General features: G+C 43.1%; 24 protein-coding genes and 2 pseudogenes. 18 read left to right on the top strand and 8 right to left on the bottom strand.

Annotation, left to right across the window (positions count from 1 at the left end; translation table 11 throughout):
* Positions 1–303: 303 nt before the first annotated feature.
* The 5 genes from AC3CID_RS06655 to AC3CID_RS06635 all read left to right on the top strand — a co-directional run bounded on the left by AC3CID_RS06655 (position 304) and on the right by AC3CID_RS06635 (position 5,742).
* Positions 304–1,959 (top strand): DUF1800 domain-containing protein, encoded by a 1,656-nt coding sequence (locus tag AC3CID_RS06655; RefSeq protein ID WP_488527132.1) that lies wholly within the window; start codon positions 304–306, stop codon positions 1,957–1,959.
* The gene (locus AC3CID_RS06650; protein ID WP_171327398.1) at positions 1,956–3,269 is read left to right on the top strand and encodes a DUF1501 domain-containing protein; all 1,314 of its coding nucleotides are present in this window, start codon (positions 1,956–1,958) and stop codon (positions 3,267–3,269) included. Before AC3CID_RS06655 ends, AC3CID_RS06650 begins: the two co-directional genes overlap by 4 nt.
* 495 nt (positions 3,270–3,764) lie before the next feature.
* Positions 3,765–4,007 carry a hypothetical protein gene (locus tag AC3CID_RS06645; RefSeq protein WP_065205428.1) on the top strand — a complete coding sequence of 81 codons (243 nt, stop codon included), beginning with the start codon at positions 3,765–3,767 and terminating at the stop codon, positions 4,005–4,007.
* A gap of 341 nt (positions 4,008–4,348) precedes the next feature.
* Complete coding sequence (locus tag AC3CID_RS06640; RefSeq protein ID WP_488527278.1) at positions 4,349–5,224, top strand: DMT family transporter; 876 nt, start codon at positions 4,349–4,351, stop codon at positions 5,222–5,224.
* Positions 5,218–5,742, top strand: a complete 525-nt coding sequence (locus AC3CID_RS06635; protein ID WP_108161475.1) for a MerR family transcriptional regulator — start codon at positions 5,218–5,220, stop codon at positions 5,740–5,742. The genes AC3CID_RS06640 and AC3CID_RS06635 overlap by 7 nt, the downstream gene beginning before the upstream one ends.
* A gap of 223 nt (positions 5,743–5,965) precedes the next feature.
* On the opposite strand, the gene AC3CID_RS06630 is transcribed toward AC3CID_RS06635, so the two are convergent.
* A complete protein-coding gene (locus AC3CID_RS06630; RefSeq protein WP_488527131.1) occupies positions 5,966–7,777 on the bottom strand; it encodes a PLP-dependent transferase in 1,812 nt (603 codons plus the stop codon).
* A gap of 143 nt (positions 7,778–7,920) precedes the next feature.
* On the opposite strand from AC3CID_RS06630, the gene AC3CID_RS06625 reads away from it, so the two are divergent.
* The 11 genes and pseudogenes from AC3CID_RS06625 to folM all read left to right on the top strand — a co-directional run bounded on the left by AC3CID_RS06625 (position 7,921) and on the right by folM (position 17,971).
* Positions 7,921–8,376: an Lrp/AsnC family transcriptional regulator gene (locus AC3CID_RS06625; protein ID WP_017094327.1), complete on the top strand. Its 456-nt coding sequence runs from the start codon at positions 7,921–7,923 to the stop codon at positions 8,374–8,376.
* A 212-nt stretch (positions 8,377–8,588) separates the two neighbouring features.
* Positions 8,589–9,731, top strand: coding sequence for a GGDEF domain-containing protein (locus AC3CID_RS06620; protein WP_488527130.1), 1,143 nt, complete (start codon positions 8,589–8,591; stop codon positions 9,729–9,731).
* Between the two features lie 322 nt (positions 9,732–10,053).
* Positions 10,054–10,962 (top strand): dienelactone hydrolase family protein, encoded by a 909-nt coding sequence (locus AC3CID_RS06615; RefSeq protein WP_488527129.1) that lies wholly within the window; start codon positions 10,054–10,056, stop codon positions 10,960–10,962.
* A gap of 325 nt (positions 10,963–11,287) precedes the next feature.
* Positions 11,288–12,091 carry a MetQ/NlpA family ABC transporter substrate-binding protein gene (locus AC3CID_RS06610; protein ID WP_145564721.1) on the top strand — a complete coding sequence of 268 codons (804 nt, stop codon included), beginning with the start codon at positions 11,288–11,290 and terminating at the stop codon, positions 12,089–12,091.
* A 201-nt stretch (positions 12,092–12,292) separates the two neighbouring features.
* Positions 12,293–12,973, top strand: a complete 681-nt coding sequence (locus tag AC3CID_RS06605; protein WP_488527128.1) for a haloacid dehalogenase type II — start codon at positions 12,293–12,295, stop codon at positions 12,971–12,973.
* A gap of 80 nt (positions 12,974–13,053) precedes the next feature.
* Positions 13,054–13,146: pseudogene (locus AC3CID_RS06600) on the top strand (Lrp/AsnC family transcriptional regulator); the annotation flags it as partial.
* Positions 13,147–13,523: 377 nt separating this feature from the next.
* Positions 13,524–15,143 carry an endonuclease gene (locus AC3CID_RS06595; protein WP_488527127.1) on the top strand — a complete coding sequence of 540 codons (1,620 nt, stop codon included), beginning with the start codon at positions 13,524–13,526 and terminating at the stop codon, positions 15,141–15,143.
* A gap of 433 nt (positions 15,144–15,576) precedes the next feature.
* Positions 15,577–16,074: a 2-amino-4-hydroxy-6-hydroxymethyldihydropteridine diphosphokinase gene (folK, locus tag AC3CID_RS06590; RefSeq protein ID WP_488527126.1), complete on the top strand. Its 498-nt coding sequence runs from the start codon at positions 15,577–15,579 to the stop codon at positions 16,072–16,074.
* Between the two features lie 157 nt (positions 16,075–16,231).
* Complete coding sequence (folX, locus tag AC3CID_RS06585) at positions 16,232–16,609, top strand: dihydroneopterin triphosphate 2'-epimerase (RefSeq protein WP_054546529.1); 378 nt, start codon at positions 16,232–16,234, stop codon at positions 16,607–16,609.
* A 10-nt stretch (positions 16,610–16,619) separates the two neighbouring features.
* The gene (folE, locus tag AC3CID_RS06580; protein ID WP_017080608.1) at positions 16,620–17,258 is read left to right on the top strand and encodes a GTP cyclohydrolase I FolE; all 639 of its coding nucleotides are present in this window, start codon (positions 16,620–16,622) and stop codon (positions 17,256–17,258) included.
* Positions 17,255–17,971 (top strand): dihydromonapterin reductase, encoded by a 717-nt coding sequence (gene folM, locus AC3CID_RS06575; RefSeq protein ID WP_488527125.1) that lies wholly within the window; start codon positions 17,255–17,257, stop codon positions 17,969–17,971. Before folE ends, folM begins: the two co-directional genes overlap by 4 nt.
* A 123-nt stretch (positions 17,972–18,094) precedes the next feature.
* Here folM and AC3CID_RS06570 read toward each other — a convergent pair whose 3' ends face one another.
* The 3 genes from AC3CID_RS06570 to AC3CID_RS06560 all read right to left on the bottom strand — a co-directional run bounded on the left by AC3CID_RS06570 (position 18,095) and on the right by AC3CID_RS06560 (position 19,842).
* Positions 18,095–18,451, bottom strand: coding sequence for a hypothetical protein (locus AC3CID_RS06570; RefSeq protein ID WP_488527124.1), 357 nt, complete (start codon positions 18,449–18,451; stop codon positions 18,095–18,097).
* Between the two features lie 97 nt (positions 18,452–18,548).
* Entirely contained in the window at positions 18,549–19,421 is an 873-nt protein-coding gene (locus AC3CID_RS06565; RefSeq protein ID WP_145563886.1) for a patatin-like phospholipase family protein, read from the bottom strand.
* 82 nt (positions 19,422–19,503) lie between these two features.
* The gene (locus tag AC3CID_RS06560) at positions 19,504–19,842 is read right to left on the bottom strand and encodes a cytosolic protein (RefSeq protein ID WP_114633326.1); all 339 of its coding nucleotides are present in this window, start codon (positions 19,840–19,842) and stop codon (positions 19,504–19,506) included.
* A gap of 496 nt (positions 19,843–20,338) precedes the next feature.
* On the opposite strand from AC3CID_RS06560, the gene AC3CID_RS06555 reads away from it, so the two are divergent.
* Positions 20,339–21,847 carry a DUF3360 domain-containing protein gene (locus AC3CID_RS06555; protein ID WP_488527123.1) on the top strand — a complete coding sequence of 503 codons (1,509 nt, stop codon included), beginning with the start codon at positions 20,339–20,341 and terminating at the stop codon, positions 21,845–21,847.
* 699 nt (positions 21,848–22,546) lie between these two features.
* The gene (locus AC3CID_RS06550) at positions 22,547–23,629 is read left to right on the top strand and encodes an MBL fold metallo-hydrolase (RefSeq protein WP_488527122.1); all 1,083 of its coding nucleotides are present in this window, start codon (positions 22,547–22,549) and stop codon (positions 23,627–23,629) included.
* A gap of 91 nt (positions 23,630–23,720) precedes the next feature.
* Here the strand turns inward: AC3CID_RS06550 and AC3CID_RS06545 are convergent.
* The 4 genes and pseudogenes from AC3CID_RS06545 to AC3CID_RS06530 all read right to left on the bottom strand — a co-directional run.
* Positions 23,721–23,828 (bottom strand): annotated as a pseudogene (locus tag AC3CID_RS06545) (alpha/beta fold hydrolase); the annotation flags it as partial.
* A gap of 10 nt (positions 23,829–23,838) precedes the next feature.
* Positions 23,839–24,981 carry an MFS transporter gene (locus AC3CID_RS06540; RefSeq protein WP_488527277.1) on the bottom strand — a complete coding sequence of 381 codons (1,143 nt, stop codon included), beginning with the start codon at positions 24,979–24,981 and terminating at the stop codon, positions 23,839–23,841.
* 45 nt (positions 24,982–25,026) lie between these two features.
* The gene (locus AC3CID_RS06535; protein WP_171327422.1) at positions 25,027–25,758 is read right to left on the bottom strand and encodes a GTPase; all 732 of its coding nucleotides are present in this window, start codon (positions 25,756–25,758) and stop codon (positions 25,027–25,029) included.
* Between the two features lie 75 nt (positions 25,759–25,833).
* Complete coding sequence (locus AC3CID_RS06530) at positions 25,834–25,977, bottom strand: hypothetical protein (protein WP_157938716.1); 144 nt, start codon at positions 25,975–25,977, stop codon at positions 25,834–25,836.
* Positions 25,978–26,042 lie beyond the last annotated feature (65 nt).

Genomic DNA, 26,042 nt, shown 5'->3' with positions numbered 1-26,042 from the left:
CTGTAAATATCAAATTTATGTATCACAAAGTAATATAAATTCGTAGTCTGCCTTATGACCTATAGATTAATCATTGACTGAGAAAGACTGCCTTTAGAAGAGATAGATCACACGACCTTTTTCTTTTTTAAGGCTAGATAGATATGCGTATATCGTATTCAACGATATGGTTTGAGTTATTTTGCGGCCTCATTGTCAAATATGAACCCGTCGCACAGTTTATATTGGGTTAGATTGCTGTAAATGATGATCTTCGTTAGTGTGCGGAAAATCACCTGCAGTAATAAGATCTCTGAGTTTTTTATGTTAAAGCGTTTTGGCTTCAAATTATGTATATGCTTCGTTAGCCTCTCGTTGCTTTCGGCATGTGGCGGAGAAGATAGCAGTTCGGGAAATGGTGGTACTCCTGAACCTACTTCCCTGACTCAAGATCAGCGTTACGACCTTCTCTATCGTTCGACATTTGGCCCACAGCCAAACTCCTATCAAGAATTAGAAAACTTAGGCTATATCAATTGGCTAGATAAGCAGTTTTCTGCGGCCCCAAGTTTGCACTCAACACGCCTGAAATCTTACCCACTGGAAGCTGATAAAGACACTTACAACCAAGCAGATCGCGTGGCAGTTTGGTGGGATATCAGCATTAATGCAGCAGACCAATTACGACAGCGAGTCGCATTTGCATTGAGTGAAATTTTTGTGATTTCACGGTATGGCGCTAGCTTGGGTGGTCGCACGCTAGAGATGACCGACTACTACGACATGCTCATCAAGCATGCTTTTGGCAATTATCGTGATCTGATTGAATCAGTGACGCTTCATGCAGCGATGGGCGATTATTTGTCAATGATGGCTAATCAAAAAGCTGATCCAGAGAGTAATCGCTTCCCTGATGAAAACTATGCACGTGAAGTTATGCAATTGTTTAGCATCGGGCTTTATGAATTAAATTCCGATGGTACAGAGAAACTTGATAGTCAGGGGCAATTGATTCCAACTTACTCGCAGGATGACATAGAAAACCTTGCACGGGTATTTACTGGTTGGCACATAGCTGAGAAAGCTAGACCATCGTGGGGCTCTAAAGATGGGAATTGGTTCCTGCCAATGGTCGCTTATCCTGAGCGCCATGATGATGAAGAAAAGGTGGTGATAGGCGAGGTATTTGCACAAGGACAAACCGCTGAGCAAGATATGGCACAGGCGATGGATATGTTGCTCAATCACCCCAATACGGCTCCGTTAATCAGTAAACACCTTATCCAAAGACTGGTGACCTCGAACCCTTCTCCAGCTTATATTGCTCGAATTAGTGCACTATTCGCCGACAATGGTGAGGGGGTTAGAGGTGATCTTAAAGCGGTAATTCGCGGGATTCTAACTGATCGTGAAGCGCTTAGCGGCAGTGTTCGATCGCCCGCCAAGATGAAAGAGCCTTTAATCGCGATGACCAATTTTTTCCGCGCATTTGAAGCAAAATCAGCCGATCCTTCGGGACGATTCCATAACTCTATCGACATGTTCGGGTCATATGGGCAGTCTCCACTAGGTTCGCCCAGTGTGTTCAATTTCTTTTCTCCTGACTACGCCCCAAATGGTGAGATCGCTGCCGCAAATGATGTTGCACCTGAGTTCGAGATACTGAGCTGGAATAATTTCATTCTCACCAATAATCAGTTTTGGAATGCAACGGGCAGAACAAATTACGAGGGTGAAGATAATCCTAAACGCATTGTCATAAATACAGCACCTTTAGAAGCGGTCGCTAATGACCACATAGTATTGATCGAAGAAGTTGAGAGGCGTTTACTGTCTCAGAGAATGAGTGAGCCACTCAGAGCCGTGGTATTGGAGTCTTTAGAAAGCCTTCGCGATACGCAGCAAAGTTTAAAGGTCCGCAATGCACTGTATATTGTTGTGACTAGCCAAGAGTTTCATATTGAGGAATTAGCCCAATGATTTCACGTCGTCAACTATTAGCGGCTATGGCCTCGACACCAGTTGTCTCAATGATGGGAACTGGCTCTGCACATGCGCTGCCAAATAATGATTATCAAGCGCTAGTTTGTGTGTTTTTGTTCGGCGGAAATGATGGCTTTAACATGTTGGTGCCCAACGATAATGCACACTATGATGAATACGCAGCAGCTCGTCCAGATATTGCCATCTCACAAGCATCATTATTGCCTTTATCATTGAATACAGGCTCAGGTTTGACATTAGGTTTACACCCATCAATGATTGATGCTCAAGGTCTGTTCAATAGCGGAAAAATGGTCGCCATTTCAAACAGCGGAGTGTTGATTGAACCTTCAACAAAAACGGGTTTAAAGGACGGAACGCATGCGATGCCACCGTTTTTATTCTCTCATAATTCGCAGCAAACTGAATGGCAACGCGGTTGGTCTGGAAGTACAACAACGTTAGGCTGGGCAGGTAGAATGATGGACGTACTCAGTAGCGATACAGATACAATTAGCCCAACATTTAGCCTTAATGGATACGCTCAGCTATTAAATGGCAGCGACTATAGTGCCAATCTTATTAATGCCTCGTCGTTGCCTAAAGTGAATGCTATAAACAACGCTCAGCGCCGTAAAAGCTTTGATCAGGTGATGAACCTATCTCCTCTGACGGCGTTTGGAAGAGAGTTTGATCGTGTGAAGAGTGATTCAATTTCAATACGAGATACACTAGCTTCAGCGATTGATTCAATACCTGAAGAAGGGCATTTCCCTGACATTTCTTTAAGTCATCAGTTACATACGGTCGCGCGATTGATTAAGTCGAGCGATCAACTAGGGCATCAGAAGCAAGTTTATTTTGTCGGCTTAGGTGGCTTTGATACACATGCCAACCAGTTGAATGACCATGCGGAATTGATGAGTGCTTTGAGTCAGTCGCTTGCAGCGTTCAATCAGTCCATGGAAGCCGCGGGGCTGAGCGATAAAGTAACAACAATGACAATGTCTGACTTTGGTCGACGTTTAGCGAGCAACGGCACCGGAACAGACCATGGCTGGGCAAGCAATCATCTTGTGATGGGCGGAGCATTAAATAGTGGGCAGCTATACGGACAGTGGCCATCGTTAATCTTGGATGGGGAGAATGATTTCAATAAAGGGCGAATGATTCCGACGACTTCTGTGGAGCAAATTGGTGCGACAATCGCAAAATGGATGGGAGTGACAAGTGATAGTGCAATGGATTATATCTTTCCAAACTTAGCCAATTTCACGGTACAAGATTTAGGGTTCTTAAGAGTATAAAAATTGAATGTTTATTAGAACCACCAGTACCCTTTGGCCAACATGTTATTGAATTTCAGGCTATAGTTAAATAATACATATGTTTTAGGAAACTTTGCTGATTGACTTATCATTAAAACGACGACTAGTGATAACGATTTTAAAGTCCATTGTCAGAATCTTACCAAGACAAAAGATGTACTACTCCATTAGGACAGGCTCGATATTTTCCCCTCAAATGAAGTTCAACGATCTCTTTAGATTAACAACTGAGGGGGAGAACATTCTTGATCGCTGAATATACAGCAACACTTGTAACGTTCGCATTCAGTTACTCCCCTTTCCGACTATCAATAAGAGGTTGAAGAAGTAAACCGTACCCAGCTACATTCCTTTGGATTACTGTATTTACACTAGCTTCTTATGGTTAAAATGCCGTATTGTACAAACAATCAAATTATAAATACTCGCGGGCCTTGCCACAGAGACTCTCCATTCTAAACGAAAAGACTTACTATGAATTTTGATATCAATGCACTAAAACACCACCAACTGGTCGAAGATGGTCAACTCGAGGGGTGTTACATTCATCAGCCAGTACAGGGCAGTCAGCCAGATGATAAAGCTGTTTTAGCAGAGCGCCAAGCGCTGGAAAATCTGGGGTATAAGGTGGTACAGGTTAAAGCTAAAGGCGGGACAACAACGTTTGCCGAGGCTATGCAAGAACTTGCGAAGAAGACTGGCCACCAGCCTAAATAGTAAACGAGTGAGCAGAGAGAGTTACAACGTTCTCTAACGACAGTTTTTTGAGTCTCTCTGCCGAGTAATCTCAACATGAGCCATTTCATGCTGACAACCAATGGAGCAGATACTTTTTGCGTCAGTGAGTAAGCTCCTGCTCTCACAGCCTCCCCTTTCATGTTTCAAAGAGATTACTTTTATCCGTTAACAACTCATATCACTTGACCTGTCTACAGGTAACGACTTTAGAATGATTAGCCTTATACTTATCATGACTAAAGAGGCACATTTCGTTGTACCAATTACGAGACTTACAACAGTCAAAGCTATTTCAGCTCTTCGACCATCTACCATCGACAATGAAAGGGATCACTCTTGCCCTTATATCTACAGCACTGTTTACGATCGTTGGGGTATTTGTTCGACAGCTCAGCACAGACTATGACACCTTTCAGATCCTGTTCTTTCGCCAGTTCATTTTTATGTTGTTACTCATGCCTGCGATCAGCAAAAATATCGGTGTGCTACTTAAGCCCAACAGAATATCGCTTCACCTACTAAGAATACTAGGCGCTTTTACCGCTCTATATTTTGGCTTTATTTCAGTGAGCAATATTCCATTTGCTGACGCAACAGCACTCGGTTTCCTGCAGGTACTTTTTGTGGCTCTAATCGCTCATTTCGTGTTGGCAGAGCAGATCACCAGCCGTCGAATTTTCACGATTGTGGTTGGATTTATCGGGGTAATGACGGTTGTTCGACCGACCTTTGCTGCAAGCCATAGCCTTTATGTTTTATCTGGCGTGATTGCCGCACTAGGCGCGTCGGTAGCGGTAGTGTGTGTTAGGAAAGTGGCACAGAGCGAACCAAAAATAACATTGATGGCATACCAAGCTCTGGCAATTGGTTTGATAACATTAATACCAACCCTTTACTTATGGCGCACGCCAACAGTCGAAGACTTTATTTTACTGCTGTTAGTTGGCATCATCTCTTCGTTTGCTCAGTATGTTGGTATCTCTGCATATAAATGGGCGCAAGCCAACATCATTGCCAATGTTGAGTATGTAAAGATTATCTATTCACTTATTATTGGCTTAGTTGTCTTTTCTGAAATTCCTGATTTATGGTCAATGATTGGGGCACTGATTATTCTTATTAGTGCATTGATTCCATTGATTCCATTGATTTGGTCTCACTATCAAACCACCAAAGAGGATAGCCCTAAGTGTTGAGCATCAAACAATTTTGTGAGCAACTTGAGGTATCTCGAACAACGGTTCTCTACTACGAGCGAAAGGGGCTAATCACTCCCGCAGCTAGAGCATCTAACGGTTATCGCCAATATGGCGAACGAGAGCTTGAAAGGTTTAGAGCAATACTTGCCTATCGCTCTTATGGTATTCCCGTCAGTGAGATTGAGAGCCTGCTACAGCAATCTCAAGATGAAGACCGAGATACGGTACTAAGACAACAGTTTGCTGCTCTCGATCTAGAAATTCAAAAGTTGCGTCAGCAGCAACAGTCCATTATGGCGTTACTCAAAGAGCCTGAACTTCTTAATCAAGGCCTACTCACCAAAGAGCGTTGGACAGAAATACTTAAAGAGTCAGGAATGGATGAACAGGACATGATCAATTGGCACAAACGCTTTGAGCAGATGGAGCCACTAGGACATCTCAAATTCCTTCAATCTTTAAATATCGATGAAGATGAAATTGAGCAAATAAGGGCGTGGTCACGAAAGCCGTGAGGTGTTGATATAAATTGCCCACACTCCATGAGTTAAAGGCTATTAGGTGATTCATCGACGCGTTTTTCTAGGATTTGTTCTAGGTTGGTTTATTATTATTCCCCGAATACCTAAAGGCCTCGCACACGCGAGGCCTTACGTTTTTCATTTAACGGTTACAGTTACCCTACTTCACTGACTTTTCTTGCTAACCTTTATTGCCAGCTTAGCTTACTGACCCAACTTACTGAGTAAGCTGACTGAACTTCGGCAAGCTCTTCACAAACCTCTGGTGTACATCCATATAGGTTTGCATATAGATTTCATCGATACTGTTACCACTAGGGAAACTCGATGAGAAGTCGGCGTGCTTACGGTCAATGGACAATTTGGCCGCCTCGACTATATGAGCAATGAACATTCGAGGATCTTCCAAGCCGATAGAGATACGCATTGTGGTCGGTTTGATGCCTGCTTCATTGAGCGCCTCGTCGCTGAGTTCAGAATGCGTAGTCAGTGCCGGGCACAGTGCCACCGTATTGGTTTGCCCTAAACTCACTTGCATGCCGATTGCGGGCTCAAGCATGTCGAAGAACTGTTTAAACCCATCACGATTGATTGGCGTACGATCACCGTTGCCTTCCATATCGATAGTAAACAGCGCTGCAGGTAACCCCAAGTACATGTTGTTCTGGCAGTGTTCATAGTTATCACTATCTGGCAAAGCTGGGCACGACACATTGATGTCTGGGTGAGCATCGAAGATCTTCGCGAGAGTCAGTGTGTTAATGGTTTTCTGTACCACACGCATCTCATACGTTTTCATGCCGTTAAGCACTTCAAACGCTTTGTCTGCATCTAAGAATGCGCCTTTAATGTAATACACATTCCAAAACAGCGTTTCGTTCCATGGAATAGTGACCTCATCGCCGTTAGGTTTGTTACAGGTGACCTCTTCTCCTTTTGGCACAAACATGGTCTCGTTACGACCGATGACTACCCCAGCCGTTGTGGTGCCGGAACCCGCCAGTTCTTTGGTGTAAGAGTGAATAACATAATCTGGCCTTTCCATAACATCATCGCGTTTTAGTACTGGGTGCAACAATGGCGTACCTACTGTTGAGTCGACAATCACATCCCAACCACGAACGTGACCAGCTTTGCTGATACTAGCAACATCCAACACGTATCCATGCGGGTTACACGGTGACTCTAGGTAAACGTAGATTTTCTTACCTGCGGCGAGGCGATCCGCGTATTTATCAGCAACCTCATCTAAGCGAGTCGCAAACTCATCACCTGAGTAACCATCGACCCACTCTACCGCGACATTCAAGTTCGAAGGCTTGCCAAACCAATCTTCCAACAACTGGTAAGAACCGCCATAGATATTGCGTGAAGCCAAGACAATGTCTTCATGCCCGAGCAAGTGGCTTAACAACCCATCAATAGCCGCCATCCCCGAGTTAAAGTTCCATGCGAGATACTCGTTAGCTCTAGAACCTGCCTCAATATCAACCATGTGATTAGCCAGTGAAATCGATGTAGGATTGAGAAGACGAGAGTAAATATCGTGCAGCGGCTCTTTACCGTTGAATGCATCTTCAATCCACTCGGTACAGGCAAACAAATAGGTCGCAGTGCGTGTAATCACAGGGCTGGCAGAGAATATAGCAGCGACATTATCGAAGATAGGATACGCGCCTTTAGACGCAAAATTACCATTATTGGTAGCTATGGACTGGTAAGTAGCGCGCATTGGGTTTTGCAAGTTGTCGAGGATCTTAGCGATCTGGAATGACAAGAAACGTTTGGCGTTAAACCAAGCGATTCGGTCACTCTTATCGAGGTCTGAAAGTCCATCAACCGTCAATGCCCAAAGATCGTGTGTCTTGGTATTGGCTTGGTACAGCGTGGTCGCCAGTTCAATTAGCGTGATGCCGTAATCACTGTTTGGGTCGATACCAAAATGTTTTGCCTGCTCAATGGCAAGGGCTTCTGCTTGTTCGTGTTTGGTCGTTTTACGCAGCGGGCTAAGTTGAGTTGAAGTATTCATAATTCCTAAGTCATTCCATGCTTGTTGTTCCTCCTTTAATTTTAGTTTTGGGCAGATGTTAAAAATTGCTATTTGCGAAGTAAGACATACACTTTGAGCAATAATATTGCCAAAATTAAACCCAATATTGATGGAATATGCCAATGGACGAGATCGACAAGAAAATACTGGCTGAACTGCAAAGCAACGCTCGGCTCACCAATCAAGAGTTGGCCGATCGCGTGGCACTGTCGCCATCTCCTTGTTTGCGTCGAGTTCGGTCATTAGAGAAACAAGGGATTATACGTGGCTATCACGCCAGCGTTGACCAAGAAGCGTGTGGCCTGCCCGTTAATGTGTTTGTGTTGGTGAAGCTTGAAAAGCCAACTGAAGAGAATATGCGAGACTTTGAACAACACATTGAAGTGATTGACGAGGTGTTAGAGTGCTTTCTGATGACGGGCAATCACGACTACTTATTGCATGTGGTGAGTGAGTCACTCAAAAGCTATGAGCAGTTCATCCGCAAGCAACTAACCCGCCTGCCCAATATTGCTTCTATTGAATCCAGCTTCGCCTTCGGTCAGGTAAAAACAAAGACCAAGCTGCCAGTGAGGTAAATGCGGGGCGCTATTGGGTCCAGAATCTTGATGGCTTGAATTTTGACGTGACACTTTCTAGTTCAGAAATGCCCTAGTGCTAGCTCGCGCACCTGAACATAAATTGATCTACATCAGCATATGGTTTAATAATGATTAACTACTAAATATTAATAATACAAATTGCGTAATACTTAATTGAGAGAGTTCATTTTTACGTTGTTGGTGATTTCATGGATGTACACACCTTAGCTATATATACCTCTTTGTTAGCAGCCACGGTTGCGAGTGCTATGTTGTTAACGCATAAATATATACTCGCAGGCACCACGTTAGGGGTGAATTATATTGCTTATGCTGCTTTGCTGTTAGGAGCCAGTGTTACACCACTTTCATTCGGCGTTACTCAATCTTCAGAATCCATCGTTTTTCTTTCCAATGGTGCATACGCAACGGCTTTTGGTTTACTACTCGTCGGCATAACCGTGTTACGAGGAGCAAGTCGATCTTTTCTCGTAATATCAATGATCATTAGCTCCCTTGGCATTAGCTTCTTTCTTTATAGCGCCATAATCGCACCTTCTGTTACTTCTAGGATCGAAGCTCGAAGTATTCTCGTTGTGACGATATGTATCTTAGCCCTATGTGCAAACTATTCCGGGGAAAAACACGATAACAGAGAAGCAAAGTGCCTGTTGAACCTGACCCTGTTTATCAACATTCTCTATATGACAATGAGGGGCGTACTTGCTCATACCAAAGGAACGAATTCAAACTATTACCTGATATCAGATATTCATAAATTGTCTTTCGTTATCATGACAATCACAATTGTTAGCCTCGCATTTTCAGTGTTTTGGATCTTAACTGATCGTTTATTAAAGCAAACCTATCGCTCATCTATCACTGATGAACAAACAGGCCTTTATAACCGTAGAGGCCTAGCAGAGCTGATACCCAAGCTTGTTCAACCAGGCCGAGAGAGTGACATTTCTGTGCTGATGGCCGACCTAGATCATTTCAAAAAAATTAATGATACCTATGGTCATGACAAGGGAGATGATGTAATTAAGCACTTTGGTCAAATTCTTGAAGATACATGCCGAACAAGCGATTTCTGCTTTCGCTATGGTGGAGAGGAGTTTGTTGTCATGTTACCTAGAGCGAATAAAATTCAAGCAATGCAAATAGCTGAAAGAATAAGGAACCACGCAAAACACAACTCCAATCAAGAGCTCTCATCTGGCAGGTATACTGTCAGCATTGGAGTGACTCAAGCTCTCATAAACGATGACTGGAATTCATTAATTAAAAGAGCGGATAACGCCCTCTACGACGCAAAATCTCAAGGGCGCGATTGCATTGTTGAACGTTAACAAAATGTGGTAGTTAAATATTCATATTAAGAAAAAAACAAACAAGCTTTGCCCAATTTAAAGCTAGAACTTCCTCAAAGCCAATAATCAAAACCGCCCTACTTCACTGACTTAATCACTTACATCAACCTTGTGTTGATTGATTCAGTAAAACAAACCTAAGAGATGGGAATCGATTCCGAAGTGATCGTTTTATCTGACTGTCATCTAATTTTTGTACTTTGATATAACAAATAGCCTAAAAGATATTGAGCGATCGTTCAAATATATTGAGATTTCCACTATAGTTGATTGGTAAAACAACTCACAACAAGGAAAAGTTATGAATCAAAGTACCGAGTCTCAATCAGATCCAACTCGATCTATCCCTCAAGAAGCATTTGATTGGTATGACGAATATGCGCACGGTCTGATTGATCGCAGAGAGTTTATGGCTCGTCTATCCGGGCTAGCTGTACTTGGCTTAACTATGACGACGCTAACTTCTGCACTGATCCCTAATTATGCGCAGGCAGAGCAAGTCTCTTTCAATGATCCTTCCATCACAGCAACCTACGAGACATTTCCTTCACCTAAAGGATACGGAGAAGGCCGTGGTTATTTAGTGGTACCAAAAGAGTTAGCGGATAAAGCGCCAGTTGTCTTAGTTGTTCATGAAAATAGAGGCTTAAACCCATATATAAAGGACGTGGCAAGACGACTCGCGGCCGCGGGGTTTATTGCGTTTGCACCTGATGCACTCTATTCGCTTGGTGGGTATCCAGGTAATGATGATGAAGGTCGAGCAATGCAAAAATCATTATCCAGAGAGAAAATCGAAGAAGACTTTATCGCCGCTGCAAACTTTTTGAAATCTCATGAAAAAAGTAACGGTAAGCTAGGCGCAGTCGGATTTTGCTTCGGTGGCTATATCGTAAATATGTTGGCGGCGGTAATGCCAGAACAACTGGATGCGGGCGTTCCGTTTTATGGTACTCCTGCCGCACCAGATTTAAGAAAGAATGTTAAAGGGCCATTGCTCATCCAATTTGCGGGAATCGACAAACGTGTGAATGCAACTTGGCCAGAGTATGAAGCTGAACTCAAAGAGATTGAGGCAGACTACACCGCTTACATCTATGACGGTGTGAATCATGGCTTCCATAATGATTCAACAGGTCGATATGCTGAAGAAGAAGCAGAGTTAGCGTGGGCACGTACACTTGAGTTCTTTAATAAAAAGCTTTCTTAATAGGCAGCTTTACCGAACCCGTTTTCTTTAAATTCCAAGTTACTGCCCTATACCTTATTCAACGAAACCCAAAAGGCCTCATACGTGCGAGGCCTTTGTTTTCTCAACGCTATATGGGCTTGCCCTACAGATAGGTTTGGGGTGTCGACATTCTGGTATTAAGTACACCTAGCTGCTTAATATCAATCTAACCTCTTAACACCAATCTAACCTCTTAACACCAATCTAACTTCGCTTCTAACAAACCTATTGACCCGATCGCATAAATAGATAATATAGACATCCAGACACCTAAACGTCTTTTGGTTAATTAAATGGAGTTATCATGAACAGCTACAAAAAAATCACAGCATCCCTGTTGGCATTAGCTTTCGTATTCGGCGTAACAGGATGTGGAAAAAAAGACGAGGCTGTCATCAAGATTGGGGCGACAGTTGGCCCACATGCACAAGTTGTACAGGCAGTCGCCAAAGAAGCAGCAAAGCAAGGGATTAACATTGAACTCGTCGAATTCTCAGACTACATCACCCCTAACGCAGCATTGGACGATGGAAGTATTCAACTCAATAGTTACCAACATCAGCCATTTCTCGACAACTTTAATGCCAATCACGATAGCCAGTTAGTTTCTATCGGACGTTCAATTTTGATGCGTATGGGCGTTTACTCGAACAAGTACACTTCGCTTGACTCTATCCCAGATAACGCACGAATCGCGATTCCAAACGACCCAACGAATGGTGGGCGTGGGCTATTACTACTTGAAGATGCTGGACTGATTTCTTTAAAAGACAACGCTGGTTTCAACGCATCTTTAAACGATATTGTTAACAACCCGAAGAACATTCGATTTGTTGAAGTGGATGCCGCTCAGCTCCCCCGCTCTCTTGACGATGTAGATGCTGCTGTGATTACCATGAACTATGTAATGTCGGCTGGACTCGATCCTAAGAAACAAGGCATTTACTTAGAACAAAAAGACGCACCTTTAGCCGTGATGGTTGTGGCGGCGCGAGAAGAAGACAAAAATAATGAAACGTATAAAAAGATCATCTCAATTTACCACTCTCAAGAGATCAATGACTTTTTAGACAGCACTTTCAAAGGCACCATAGAAGCCGCAAATTAAGCTAAAAGAGTTCACCTTAGATTTGGCGTTGCCTGTTACTCATTAAGCAACGCCAGATTGAGTTGACGTGTTCATCGCTGACTCATTCCTGCCCCTTTTCAAATTAGAAGCAAAGCTTAAGTTACTTAAAGCAAGGTTGAAAACGGTGTGATGAGAGCAGATTATGTAAGTATGAAACTCAATTAATTCTGGGTTCTTCGCATGAAAAAAGAAGTGATACTGTTTGATATAAACGAAACAGTTTTAAATTTGGGGTCATTACAGCCTAAATTTAAAGCGGTGTTTGGCAGTGAGGATGCACTATCGCTCTGGTTTTCAAAGCTTTTACACTCCTCAACGGTTTGCATCGCAACAAACGTAAAATCTACTTTTTCTGAATTAGCGAATGCAGCGCTCGACGCTACTGCACAGCGGTACAAGTGTGATTTAACGACCGAAAGCAAAGGTGCCTTATTAACTTCCTTTGCCAATCTACCACCGCACACTGATATCAAAGAGTCTTTACATAAGTTGCGTAAAAGTGGTTTTAAAACAGTCGCGTTTTCTAACTCATCCCTCGACCTTATCACTTCTCAAATAAAGAACTCGGACTTAGAAGATTATTTCGACACCGTCATTTCTGTTGAAGAAACAGGCAGTTTCAAACCAAATTCAGACGTGTATAAATTTGCAGCAGACACTTTACAAGAGCCTGTCGAAAACCTTCGTCTTGTCGCTACTCACGATTGGGACACTCATGGTGCGTTATCTGCTGGCTTACAAGCCGCCTATATAGACCGCACAGGGGTTGAGTATCATTCCTTATATTTGAAACCGGAGATTAGCTCAAAGACGATGGATGGTGTGGTAGAACAGATAATTAAGCACAATTTAGAAAGGTAAAACCTCAAGAGGCTTTTGCTACTCCCGCTCGATACAAACAAAAAAGGCCTCGCACATGCGAGGCCTTAATTCTATCTACAGAGCAATTAACTCGCCTGCCCAATATTGCCTCTATTGAATCCAGCTTCGCATTCGGTCAGGTAAAAACAAAGACTAAGCTTCCCGTGAGATAAATCTGTGACGCTGTTGTTCGGGTTTATGGGGCGCTAGAGGCTGCTCTTCATCATCCCTGAATTGTGCGCATAATTTTCAATTGGTTAGGTAAGGGCGGGATCGAACTTTAATAAAGGTTACATTTACTGTAGGCAGGGCTTGTGGATAAGTGCTTCTTTTTGGTTCATCGCGGCTTTCCCCTGAAAGCCGAGATGAACCTTTTTTTCAATAATCTAGCGCGTGAAAGCATTTGACAGATCGATACCACATCGCTTTACATCACATATATTAATAAAAGTGACAATGCTTACATTTATAAATGTGATGTGTATCTCCATTCATTTTTTGATTACTTTCTAAGCTTAGTTGGTTTTTATCCGATTAAACAGAAGGTTATATGATAAATAGAATAATAACACTAAGTGGCGTTGCATTACTTTGTTCAGCGAGTGCGCATGCGCAAATGCAAAATGGAAGTTTCGAAAACTGGGAAGGAAACGTACCATCTGGATGGAGTGTGATTGACTCCGGCATTGCACTTTCGCTCTCTACCGATCCTGTAAATAACGGCAGTTTCTCTGCACAAGTAACAGTGAATACAAGTACTCAAAGTAATACCGATCTTCTTCAAACGATAAGTGTTGAACAAGGGAAAACTTATGATTTCTCTGTCGATGTTTATCACACTGAAGGTAACGTGAAAGCTCGCCTTTTTGTTGATGGCTATTTAGGCTACTCGAATAATGGTTTAACGAATCAGTGGCAAGCATTGACTCACTCGTACAGCGCTACCAGCACTAAAGATATCGTTGTGGGCATACGATTTTATGATGATGCAGGTTTTGATGGTTCGGAAGTGGTGTATTTAGATAACTTTCAGCCTACGGAGGCTCCACCAACACAAAGATGCAATGACACAAGTGCCGCACTCACGCTAGTGACGGATAACTATGGTTCTGAAACCAGTTGGTCTCTCAAAAACTCAGTTTCTCAAACTCTTTATTCTGGTTCAGACTATCAAAGTAACACCAACAATGAAGTGGAAATGTGTTTAGCGGATGGTAGCTACACCCTAGAAGTCTCAGACTCTTATGGAGATGGAATGTGCTGCAGTGTGGGGAATGGTTCATACAGTTTGTCGGTAAACGGAACCGTTGTGGCATCTGGTGGTGATTTCCAAGCAAGTCAGAGTACAGAATTTACGATTGGTGGCTCAACGACTACACCGCCAACTGAACCACCCGTTTTAGGTGAGTATTACAAAGACGCTGAAGGCAAAGTGGGCTTTGCGTTAAAAACGGCCTTATATCAAATTATTGATAATCATAGTAGTCAGGGTTACACCGCTATTTGGACATTAGTGTCTGAGGCTGATCTAGACGCATACTATGACACTGATGGGTCGATTCTCGATATGTATTCGGAGAAACCTTCAGGCCCAGATTCAATCCAATTTACGAAGGTGGCCGATCAATGTGGTCAATACAGTAAAGAAGGTGATTGCTACAACCGCGAGCACTCATTCCCGAAAAGCTGGTTTGGTGGGAAAGCCGAGCCAATGAACTCTGACGGTCACCATTTATTTGCCACTGACGGCTACGTTAACTCGAAACGTAGTAATTGGCCATTTGGTGAGGTAAGTAGTGCAACATACACATCAAGCAATGGTTCTAAATTAGGCAGTGCAGCAAATTCTCTTGGTTATGCAGGTACGGTGTTTGAGCCAATTGATGAGTTTAAAGGTGATTTCGCAAGAGCATATTTCTACATGGCAACACGCTATGAAAATGAAATCGCTAATTGGGAAGGGAACTCTACAAGCTCTGACGCCGTTCTGGATGGAACCAATACAACCGTTTTTGAACCTTGGCTACTTACCATGCTAAAGCGTTGGCATTCTGAAGATCCAGTAAGCCAAAAAGAAATCGACCGAAATAAGGCGGTACATGATTTCCAAGGGAATCGTAATCCGTTTATTGACCATCCAGAGTTTGTAAGCCAAATCTGGGGAAATTAATCGGAATATAACCACCATGACAATGGTTTCATGATTATTGAATTGAGCCCAAACCTTTGTTTGGGCTTTTTTTGACAGGCATTAGAGAGCATGATTTTAAATATTTGAAAAAGCATATTGCCATGAAGGTCCGTATACTTGTCAGTGATCTGCACCATCAATACTAGACGCTACGTTAAGCGACTTTCCATACCTTTAGTTATTCATGACCGATCATATTCAATTTTTCCCAAACACATTTTATCCAATACCTTCATCGGCTGAGTTTTTACTCATGGCACTTTCTAGCTCACAGGTACCCTTTTGTCGGGCTCAAAACGGGCAAAACTTGTAACAGAGCCGTATTTTTCTTTCGCCGTCCTGCCATTAAAGGACGCATAGCTGATCTTCATAGCAAGTCGGACGTATAGCTCCTTAAAAGGAAGGTAATACTATGGCCAACGTCTATGTCAGCATCGGAAGCAACATTAACCGCGAACATCACGTCACAGAATCTCTCAAAGCATTGCATGACCGCTTTGCGCCCCTACACATTTCTAACTTCTACGATTGCGAACCTGTCGGTTTCGAGGGGGATAACTTCCTTAACCTCGTCGTTGGATTCGAGTGTGATCTTCCTGTCGCAGAACTGGTTAAGATTCTGCATCAAATCGAATTAGAGAACGATCGCAAGCGTCAGACCAAAGTGTATGCTTCACGGACGATGGATATCGACATCCTTCTTTATGGTAATCAAGTGGGCTTTATCGATGGTGTAGAACTGCCTAGAGGCGAAATCACCGAGTACGCTTTCGTGCTCAGGCCGTTAGTCGATATTGCTGCGCAAGAACGGCACCCCACTCTAGACATCTCATATCAACAGCTCTGGGAAAGCTTCGATCAGCTGAGCCAGAAAACCGAACCCATCCCTTTCGAGCTCGGTTTCACTTAACGTTTGCATGACTGAAAAAAGAACGACTGCAACAGGAACAACTGCGAAAGGAACATCTGCAACAAGAACAACTGGACTCTTAATCGCCTCAGCTTTACTGATCTTTTCTTAAAACAAGTACGTAACTGACTTCACTTTCTATGGATTGGACACTGTTATGAATCACAACGCCATTATCACCATTACAAACCTGAGACTAAGAACCTTCATCGGCTTCAACGAAGAAGAAAAGTCTAAGCAACAAGACATCGTTATCAATGCAGAAATCCACTACCCCGCCAATAACCTTTGCCTCTCTGATGATGTGGAGAACGCGCTCAACTACAAAAACATATGCAAGAAGGTCATTCAACACGTCGAATCCGGAAGGTTTCTGCTTTTAGAAAAATTGACCAGCGACGTACTCGGCATTTGTATCGATCATCCATGGGTTAAATACGCTCAAGTGAGAATCGACAAGCCTCATGCGCTACGTTTTGCCGACTCTGTTTCGCTCACCCTGAGTTATGAAGCAGACAACGACAATAATTCATAAGGAGAGAGTCATGCTGAATACAGAAGCCGAAAAAGTAAGAGAAGCTTTGCTCGCAAAAGGACTTGAAACCCCAATGACTCCGAGCGAAATGAACCCTAGTCAGAAGTACAACCGCATCAAAGGGCTTTTAACAGAAGTAGTCAGTACGCTTGGACTGGATTTAACCGACGACAGCCTCGCTGAAACCCCTCATCGCATTGCGAAAATGTATGTCCATGAGATTTTTTCAGGGCTCGATTACGATAACTTCCCAAAAATCAGTGTTATAGAAAATAAAATGTCCGTTGATGAAATGGTTAAGGTATCGAACATAGATTTAACGTCGACGTGTGAACATCACTTCATCACCATTGATGGTTTAGCAGAAGTGGCCTACATCCCTGAAAACAAGATTCTTGGGCTGTCTAAAATAAACCGTATTGTTCGATTCTTTGCTCAGCGCCCTCAGGTACAAGAACGCCTTACTCAGCAAATCTTGGTCGCGATACAGACTCTCGTCGAAACAGAAAACGTGGCCGTGACGATCAAAGCGACTCACTATTGCGTTAAATCCAGAGGCGTCATGGATGCAAACTCTGAAACCTCAACAACCGCGCTCGGTGGTATTTTCAAAACTAACCCTCAAACTAGAGCCGAGTTTTTACGATGAGTGAAACGATACTAATAACCGGCGTGGGAAAGCGACTAGGCTTCGCACTGGCACAGCAACTTTTAGCGGATGGGTACAAAGTGGTTGGCACATACCGCAGCGACTATCCTCAATTGCAACTTTTGCGCGATAGTGGAGCCGACTTGCAGCAGGTAGACTTTTATCAACAAAGCAGCTTAGAGAGCTTTCTTCATTACGTGGGTCAAGAATATAAGACACTTCGAGCCATCATACATAACGCTTCAGACTGGAAGCCGGAGAACAAGAAGAACCCCAGTGAAAATGCCTCACAAATCATGCATCAGATGATGACGATTCACGTTACCGTGCCTTATCTGTTCAATTTAACACTCAAAGACCAACTGATGTCTGGTGATAAAACGTCAGACATCATCCACATAAGTGATTACGTCGCAGAAAAAGGCAGTAAAAAACACATCGCTTACGCGGCCAGTAAAGCTGCGCTCAACAACCTGACATTGTCTTTTTCAGCAATGCTGGCTCCCAAGGTCAAAGTAAATACCCTCTCTCCAGCCATGATTAAGTTCAATGAACATGACGATGAGGCATACAAAACCAAAGCGCTGCAGAAAGCTCTGATCCCTACAGAAGCGGGCTTTGAGGAAATAATAGATGGCATCAAGTATGTTTTGGCCAGTCACTACATGACAGGAAGAACCTTACACCTTGATGGCGGTAGGCATTTGAAGTGAAGTCCATATCTTGTGGGCTTACGTCAACATAGAAACGCTAAAGACTAGCGACTGCTGTTACCAATAAACCGCTATAAGCCAGAAGCCAGAAGCCAGAAGCCAGAAGCCAGAAGCTACTATGACCTAGAAACTGCTAAAAGAGTGAGGAAGGCGTTTTTCTTCGTCCCAGCCGGATAACTCAATATTGATCAACGATTTGCGCTTCTCATTACACAGTGAAGCGATATTGATGATAGGTAATTGGCTACGAAACTGCGCGGCAAGTATCACCTTTTTACTTTCACTCAGGCAATCTCGGCATTGAGCTAAAACCGCTTCGCTATCTAATTGGCGCGCGTTCTCGATAATCTGGATATCAGTATTCTCTTGATAGCAATCTATCAGCCAAGATACAGCAGGCTCTTCTAAACTGGTGAGTACGATGACATCTTTGTTTGCCATAAGCTCGTGGAGTTCGAGTTCTTTGAGTTCCGTTTGCATATATCCCCTCTTCGTTAAGCCTATACTCTACACATAAAAGTCAGCGGCCTACATATTAAAATCAGCGACCGACACATTAAAGTTAGCGACCTACCCGTTAAAGGCGGTTACCCAGTTTAGCCTGTGCCAAATGGTAGCCTCTGTCTATCATCTCTTGTGAGCGATCAAATTCTAAAGTGCCACAGGCATTGCGTGGGAGCTCAAGCGTAATATCGGCGGGATAAGCGGCCAGTTTCTGGCGAGCAATGGTCGATTGCATCGCATCAAACGCTTGGTTGGCAATGTCGTAGGCAGCAAAATTGAAGCTCATTTTGCTTTTTACACTGCTACCTAGATTATCGATAAAGTGAACCACCCTCTCATGCAGATTGCTCTCTTTTGTAGGTAGGGAAACCGGTATCACTTCCTGTTGAAGCATCTCAGGTTCACCACCTAAGTTCACAGCCAGAGTAAAGTCTGTCTTATCACTAAAGGTAGGCGCAATCGGTACGGGATTGAGTACTCCGCCATCAATCAGCACTTCACCATTGATGACATGAGGTGTGAAGAACAGTGGCAAAGAGATGGAGGCGCGAATAGCATCAAACAGAGAACCTGATTGCAGCCAAACCTCTTTTTCATCGGCGACGTTAGCAGCAACTGCGGTATAAGGGATAGGCAGATCTTCAATTGAAATTTCGCCGATCAGTCCACGCAGTGTGTCGATGATCTTGTCCCCTTTGAAGATACCGCTCGATTGCCATGAAAAGTCCAACATCATAGCCATATCCGATTGGTCGATACTGGTAACCCACTCTTCAAATTCATCCAACTTGCCCGCCGCATAGACACCACCGATAAGTGCGCCAATTGAACAGCCAGAGATGGATTTTATCTGATAGCCATGCTCGATTAGCCAACGGATGATTCCAACGTGAACCAAGCCTCTTGCACCACCACTGCCAAGTACCAATGAGACCGTTTTTGCCATCGTATTAATCCTTTAGTTTTAATTCTAGGGGAGCTAACTCGCCGATTTACCAATTCGCAGATCTCAACTCACTGAATCACTCTCAGTTCATTCGGGTAATGAAGGTTTGCTCGTCATCCACAAAAGCCACATAGTCGCCGTGATAGATAAACACCCGGCCACGCCCTTCCACTATACACGCAAGCTGTGGGTTCAAATCTTCTTCAAGATTTTCACTTTGATACGTGCCGGTATCGGTGATCACACCGCGGAGTTTAGGCAAAAATCCATAGCTACGCTTGGCTTGATCAATCAGGCTCAACTCACTGGCGGTAGAGAAGTAAGCTGGGATAGGACCAGCATCTTCGATAAACATCGGTTTCAGTTCTTCAAAAGCTGTAATCACCAGCCAGTCGATGCCGTTTACGTGATGGATAAACATTGTTTATAAATACCTAGTTTCTCGATAGTTCTGATGCGGAGATTCTAACACTATCAGGGGCCAAACGTAGGAGAAATTGAGTTACTAGAGGCAATCCCTACCCCTGCTTATTACCCAATATATCCAGCATAAAACTGGAAAAGATGATCACCATCCAATCACACCAAGAACGCAACCAAACGTAAGTTGTTGGACTTTTTTCTGGGTCTTTAGAGTCGAACTATTTCTTGTTGAAAGTGACTTTGTTGTTCCTGAAATTAAGGGCCTACAAATAAACAGACACATACTATCTACAGTGTCTAATACTAGTCGCCCAACTCTACGACTAATGTCTAACTACCTGAGACTATTTGTTTTTTTGGGTTTGGTATAAGGTACTAGCAACTAAATGTTAATGAATTTTTAATTATAAGTTGACACATTGTTTACGCCTTTGCGTGAGTCAATAACGTTTGTTGGAATAACACACCTTAGAGTGTGAACGAAAGGAATCAAAATGAGCAGCACTTTAGAGTCCGTACATATACAAGCAGATAAGCCTCAAGCTAATGAGGATGAACTCACTTATGAACAACAACACAAACCAAGCTCGGAATTTGATTCCCGCGAACAATATTTAGAACATGAGTTACAAATCATGGCGCCTAAACGCTGGCGTCCCAATTTGCCGTTTAAAGATTATCGATTCGAAATAGAAGATACCATCCCAGCGATGGCGGCGACCATTGGTAAGATTGTTATGGTGGGCGCCATTGCAGCCACCTTTGCCGGGGCTCTCGGATTAAATGAAGACTTCATTCTAGAAAACGTTCGTTATGAATTGCTCATCGCCTCTGTTTTCATTATTATTTTCTCTGGCTTTTTATTGCCGACCGCGAACCTCGCAGGTACACACGGTCCACTCATCCCTTTAATTCCGATTGTCGTTGCAGCTGGCGGACACCCTATGGCGTTTGGGTTGCTGATTGGCGCTTTTGGCCTCATCTTAGCCATCAGTAAAGGTGGCAGCATGTTGGCCAACCTTACCAGTAAAGGCGTGTGTGGCGGCTTATTGCTCTACCTCGGCTTTGTTGGCACCGCTTCTCAAGTGAAAAAGCTGTTCGCTTGGGCTGAGGGAATCGGCATGAGCCACATCGCTTTTGTGGTGATCTTTTGCACCATCATTTTGTACGCGCTATTGGAACACTTCCGCAAACGTTGGTTAGCTGTGCCTCTTAGTTGCTTACTGGGTGGTACGATTGCATTTGCCATGGGTGCCCCATTTGCTTTCCACACTGAGCCAGGCTTGCCTAACATGAACCCTATGTATTGGTGGGGAGAAGATACAGGTTGGATGCTAGGCCTACCTACCATTGAGCATTTCATGGTGGTATTGCCGTTTGCTATTTTAGCCGTGGCAATGTGGTCGCCAGATTTCTTAGGGCATCAAGTATTCCAAAAGATCAGCTACCCAGAACGTACCGAGAAAGTACACATGAACATTGACGACACCATGACCACGGCATCAATTCGTCAAACGTTCGGTTCTCTGCTCGGCGGTACTAACTTTACGTCTTCATGGGGTACTTATATCGTACCGGCGGCGATTGCTAAACGCCCTATTCCTGCAGGCGCTTTGCTAACAGCTCTGTTCTGTATCATCGCCGCTGTTTGGGGCTACCCGATGGATTTAGCTATATGGCAGCCTGTACTGTGTGTTGCGCTGATTGTTGGGGTATTTGTACCATTGCTAGAAGCTGGAATGGAAATGACTCGTGAAGGGAAAACCACACAATCGGCAGCGATTGTTGTATTTTCTTCAGCACTGGTTAACCCTGCATTTGGCTGGGCTCTCACCATGCTGTTGGATAACTTAGGCTTAGTCGGTTGTAAAGAACGTAGCAGTGAGCTTAGTAAAATGAGCCGTTGGGTGTTGCCTGGCACTATGTTCATTGTGTTAAGTGGTGTGATGGCGTTGGTTGGTCTTCTACCGGGCATACCGGCGATTATCCCAAGTTTTCGTTAACCTCTAGATTAGAATGATTGAGTGGTTGCTTCTTTCTGTTGTTAACTTTCAAACTGGATTCGTTATCTGCACTAAAAATTGAAGCTATCGTTGATAATCTTTTTTGACAAAAAAAAGCCACTTAATGTAAAAAGTGGCTTTTCTATTTTTCTACAATGTACATATCTTTTCTTTCTTTTACAGTGTTACGGTTTACGTTGAAGCTTGTTCGTTTTCCACTGACGATGTTCCATCAGTTATTAAAGCGTAGTCTAATTGCTAGCCTTGTCAATAAACACGTCGACTCAGATTAACCAATCTTTTCTAATATCATTTTCTCCAGCCAGACTGGATTCTGGGCAGCTCAACTCCGTTAAGTCAGTGTCCACAACTATTGGTGCGGACCACTCACGAGCACTATGAATTTGGCTATGACAAATGAGATAACGTGCAAAACCATCGAGGTATGGTAATTCATTGAAATATTGATACTTAATAAAAGGCTGTAGAGACCTTACGTAAAGGCATTCACTTTGGGTTTTTGCGGGCTTGAAGTTGATAGAATCGGTTTTGAGCTATACGCTCGTTGTTAACAGTGCGCTAGCCGCTAACAATACGCTCGCTGTTAACAAACAGTTGGTTAACTTAGTGTGGTTATAGCTAAGTTTATTTTAAACTGGCACATTATCGAATCACCATATAAAGAGTTTTAGAGAGTCAATGATGAACGATACGAAAATTTTCATTAGTGCCATTTTAGTCTTAGTTACTTTATCTGCATGTTCTTCACACTCACCTGAATCCTCCCAAAAACCTTCATTGGTGGATGAGCCAAACCATCATACAAGCAACGGTTATCAGAACCACCCATTTGTAGAAACTGCCGCACCTAAAGGGGGCTTGTTTTATATGCAAAGAGCATGGGACTCGGTGTTTGTCCCTGATATCCCCGATGGACATCAGCTAACAGAGAAGGAGTCTCTTCAACTTTTAAACTCTATTGAAAGCGATAGTGTTACTTGGTTAGGGCATGCAAGTTTTTTGATTACGACCTCTGGAGTGACGATCCTGACTGACCCTTTTTTGTCAAAATTCGCCAGCCCCGTCTCATGGGCCGGACCAAAAAGGTTTGTTGATTTACCCATACCTATAAATAAATTGCCTCCTATTGATATAGTGATCGTTTCACATAATCATTATGACCACTTGGATGATCAAACAGTTAGGAAGTTAGAAAACAAAAACAATATTCATGTCGTTGTTCCTTTAGGACTTAAGTCTTTTTTTACCGAACGAGGTTATAACAAGGTTACTGAGTTAGATTGGGGAAAGTCAGTGTCAGTTTCAGGGATAGAGATAACAGCGGAGCCTTCTGTTCATGATTCAGCAAGAAGTACATCTGATCATAATGAAACGTTATGGGCCTCTTGGGTTATTGAAAGTTTACAAAATCGTCTTCTTTTTGTTGGCGATACAGGTTACTCAGAAACAATATTCAATAATGTCGGTGAGAAATATGGCTCCTTTGATTTTGCTATTTTGCCTATTGGAGCATATGAGCCTAGGGAATTATTGTGGATGTCGCATGCCACACCTGAAGAGGCTGTCTCTATCGGCATAGATGTTCGCGCAAAAACATTGATTGCTTCTCACTGGGGAACCATTAGCGGTTTATCGGATGAGCCAGCATTTGAACCTCCGATACGTTTTAAGAGGGCGGGAAGAGATAGTGGATTTTCTGACAAAAATCTATGGACAATGAAAATTGGTGAAACAAGAGAGATTGCGCCAACGACTAACTAACTCACTTTGTTCAATTCTTCCCCTTTCTCATTAATGTCAATCAAGGGGAGTTTAGGAGGGGATTATCAGCCTATTCTCACGTGCAACCACCCTACTTCACTGACTTAACCGCTTTCATCAACGTTGTGTTGAACTGTTCTGGTTGCTCTAGCATTGGGAAGTTACCTGAGTCTTCAACGTAGTAAATACTGTATTTTTTGTGAATGTCGCTATTGTTTCTGTAGCTTATCGAATCCATTAATCCGCTGATGAAGCTGCGTGCCCATAGTCAATGATACCAACAGACTAATCAAAGCAATCACGGCTCCAGAAACAAACACCCATTGATAACCAGATATCCAGATGATTCCCAACAGAAATGGTAGGAACACCGCTGCAATATGGTTGATGGTGAATGACAAACTCGCCGTTGAAGCCACTTCATCTTCCCTAATTGTCTTTTTAAAGTAGGTGTTTAAAGCTATGGCAAAACTAAAAATGATACTGTCGATAACATACAACCCCGCAGCCGCATATTGATCATCCACAAATGCGTAAGATAGGAATACCAACACTAACGCGGCATACTCAATGATCAAAGCTAGCCTCTCTCCTACTCGGTCGATAAATCTCCCAACATAAGGTAGAGCAAGAGTCGCTGCTAAGCTGGATAGCATAAATAAAGCGGCCATCATCGCAATCGTATAATGGAACTTGGTCACCATCAGTAAGCCAGCAAATGCTACAAAGATCTGTCTTCTTGCTCCACTCAAAAAGGTAAGAATGTAATAGGTCGTGTATTCACGTCGGACAATGAGTTTAGTGTGTTGTTTAACCTCTGTTTGAGTATTTTTAAACGTGACCAAGTAAACCGCTAGCCAGAAACATATTGCTCCACAAGCAAAGAAAATGGCCTTATCTGAAACGTCAAAAAGATAGCTCGCGACCATAATGCATAGAAAAGTCACCATCGAGAAGAATGAGGCAGCAGACCGAATTTTACCCATTGATTCACTGAAGTTCTCAGTCGCTAACAACTGTGTTGAGAGTGATTTGTTCACCGCTTCTAAATAATGGAAACCAATAGACATGATCGTCGTGCTGAAATAGAAGCCATAAATCGAAGGCAAATACCCTGTCATGGCAACGCCTAGCCCTAATGTTGCAACCGACAATACCGCGACTCTTTGTTCTGAAGCGATGAACAACAGAAACAAAACAGTAAATGAAAGCAAGCCTGGGATTTCCCTAACACTCTGCAATACACCCACATCAGCCCCAGTCATACCAACAGTGTCGACAGCGAAGTTATTCATCACGACTCGCCACCCCGTATTCGCTATCACTGACGCGATGGCGATGAAAACCAACATCGCGAATGAGCTTCGCGATGTTAAAACCCTAAGCCAGAGAGTCATTTAAGCCGCCGATTCTAAAAGAAAATCTTGAATATGATCGCGCATGAATAAAGCCATCGAAGAGAGGTCTTCCCATGTTTCTTTATTCGTGTGGGTAATGCACTCAACAAAAACTTTGCTTAAGTGTGGCTCAGCATGTAGCCAACGACTGACATATTTCCCGGTGTAACACACATGCTGCATTTCATCTTCTAAGATTTTTTGAATCGTTGGACGCATTTGTTTCATGTAATCATCGTCAGACTCATCGATGATCGCCAAATGCAGTAACAGTAAACGCCATGAACGTATTTCAATAGAGTGAACCCTAAACAGGAATGTCTTGAGCTCATCGTCAAAGTTCATGACTTTATCTAACTCATATTGAACTTCATGTTCATGCGTTTCTGTCTCGTACCCAGTTAAAGGAATAAGACTGGCAAACAACGTAGAATGATTCATCTCATCGTTATAATGACGCAACATCAGCGGCCTTAATTCATCATCTGCATACCGCTCTGCGATCATTCGTAACCTTGCCGCACCTTTAGCCTCATCGATTGCATTGTGTAAAAGGTAGTAAGCCATCATCTTTTTATTTTGAAAAATAGTTCGAGCCAAACCATTCATCATCTCAGAAGTGAAAGACAAATCAGATACTAAATATTTCTCAATGCAATCCTTGTATTCTTTTGAAAGACTCACACCTTGGGTATCAAATAAATCATAGAGACTGTTTTGTATATTAATCATAAACCATTCCTTTCCTCAGCAGACATCTTCAATAAAGCACTCTCTCGAGTGCCTTATTAAGAGGGAGCAAGCTAATTATCGAGACTCTTTTTTGTGGTGTTCTGACGGGGCTGGATTCGGTTCAAAGGCAGCATTCGATCGCACCAGTCTTGGAGGTTGGTTAGAGATATCTTGCTTCTTAAGTTTTAACGATAAAGCCGTTCTTAGTTTTCCGTTCATATTCAGATCCTCAAAAATAATGGTATGTTCTGAGCTTGGTAACGATATGCAACTAAGACAAAGAA

Source organism: Vibrio sp. QJM3NY_21 (assembly GCF_057785975.1).
Note: the sequence above shows the minus strand (reverse complement) of the source record. Positions and strands in the feature narration are given on the sequence as shown.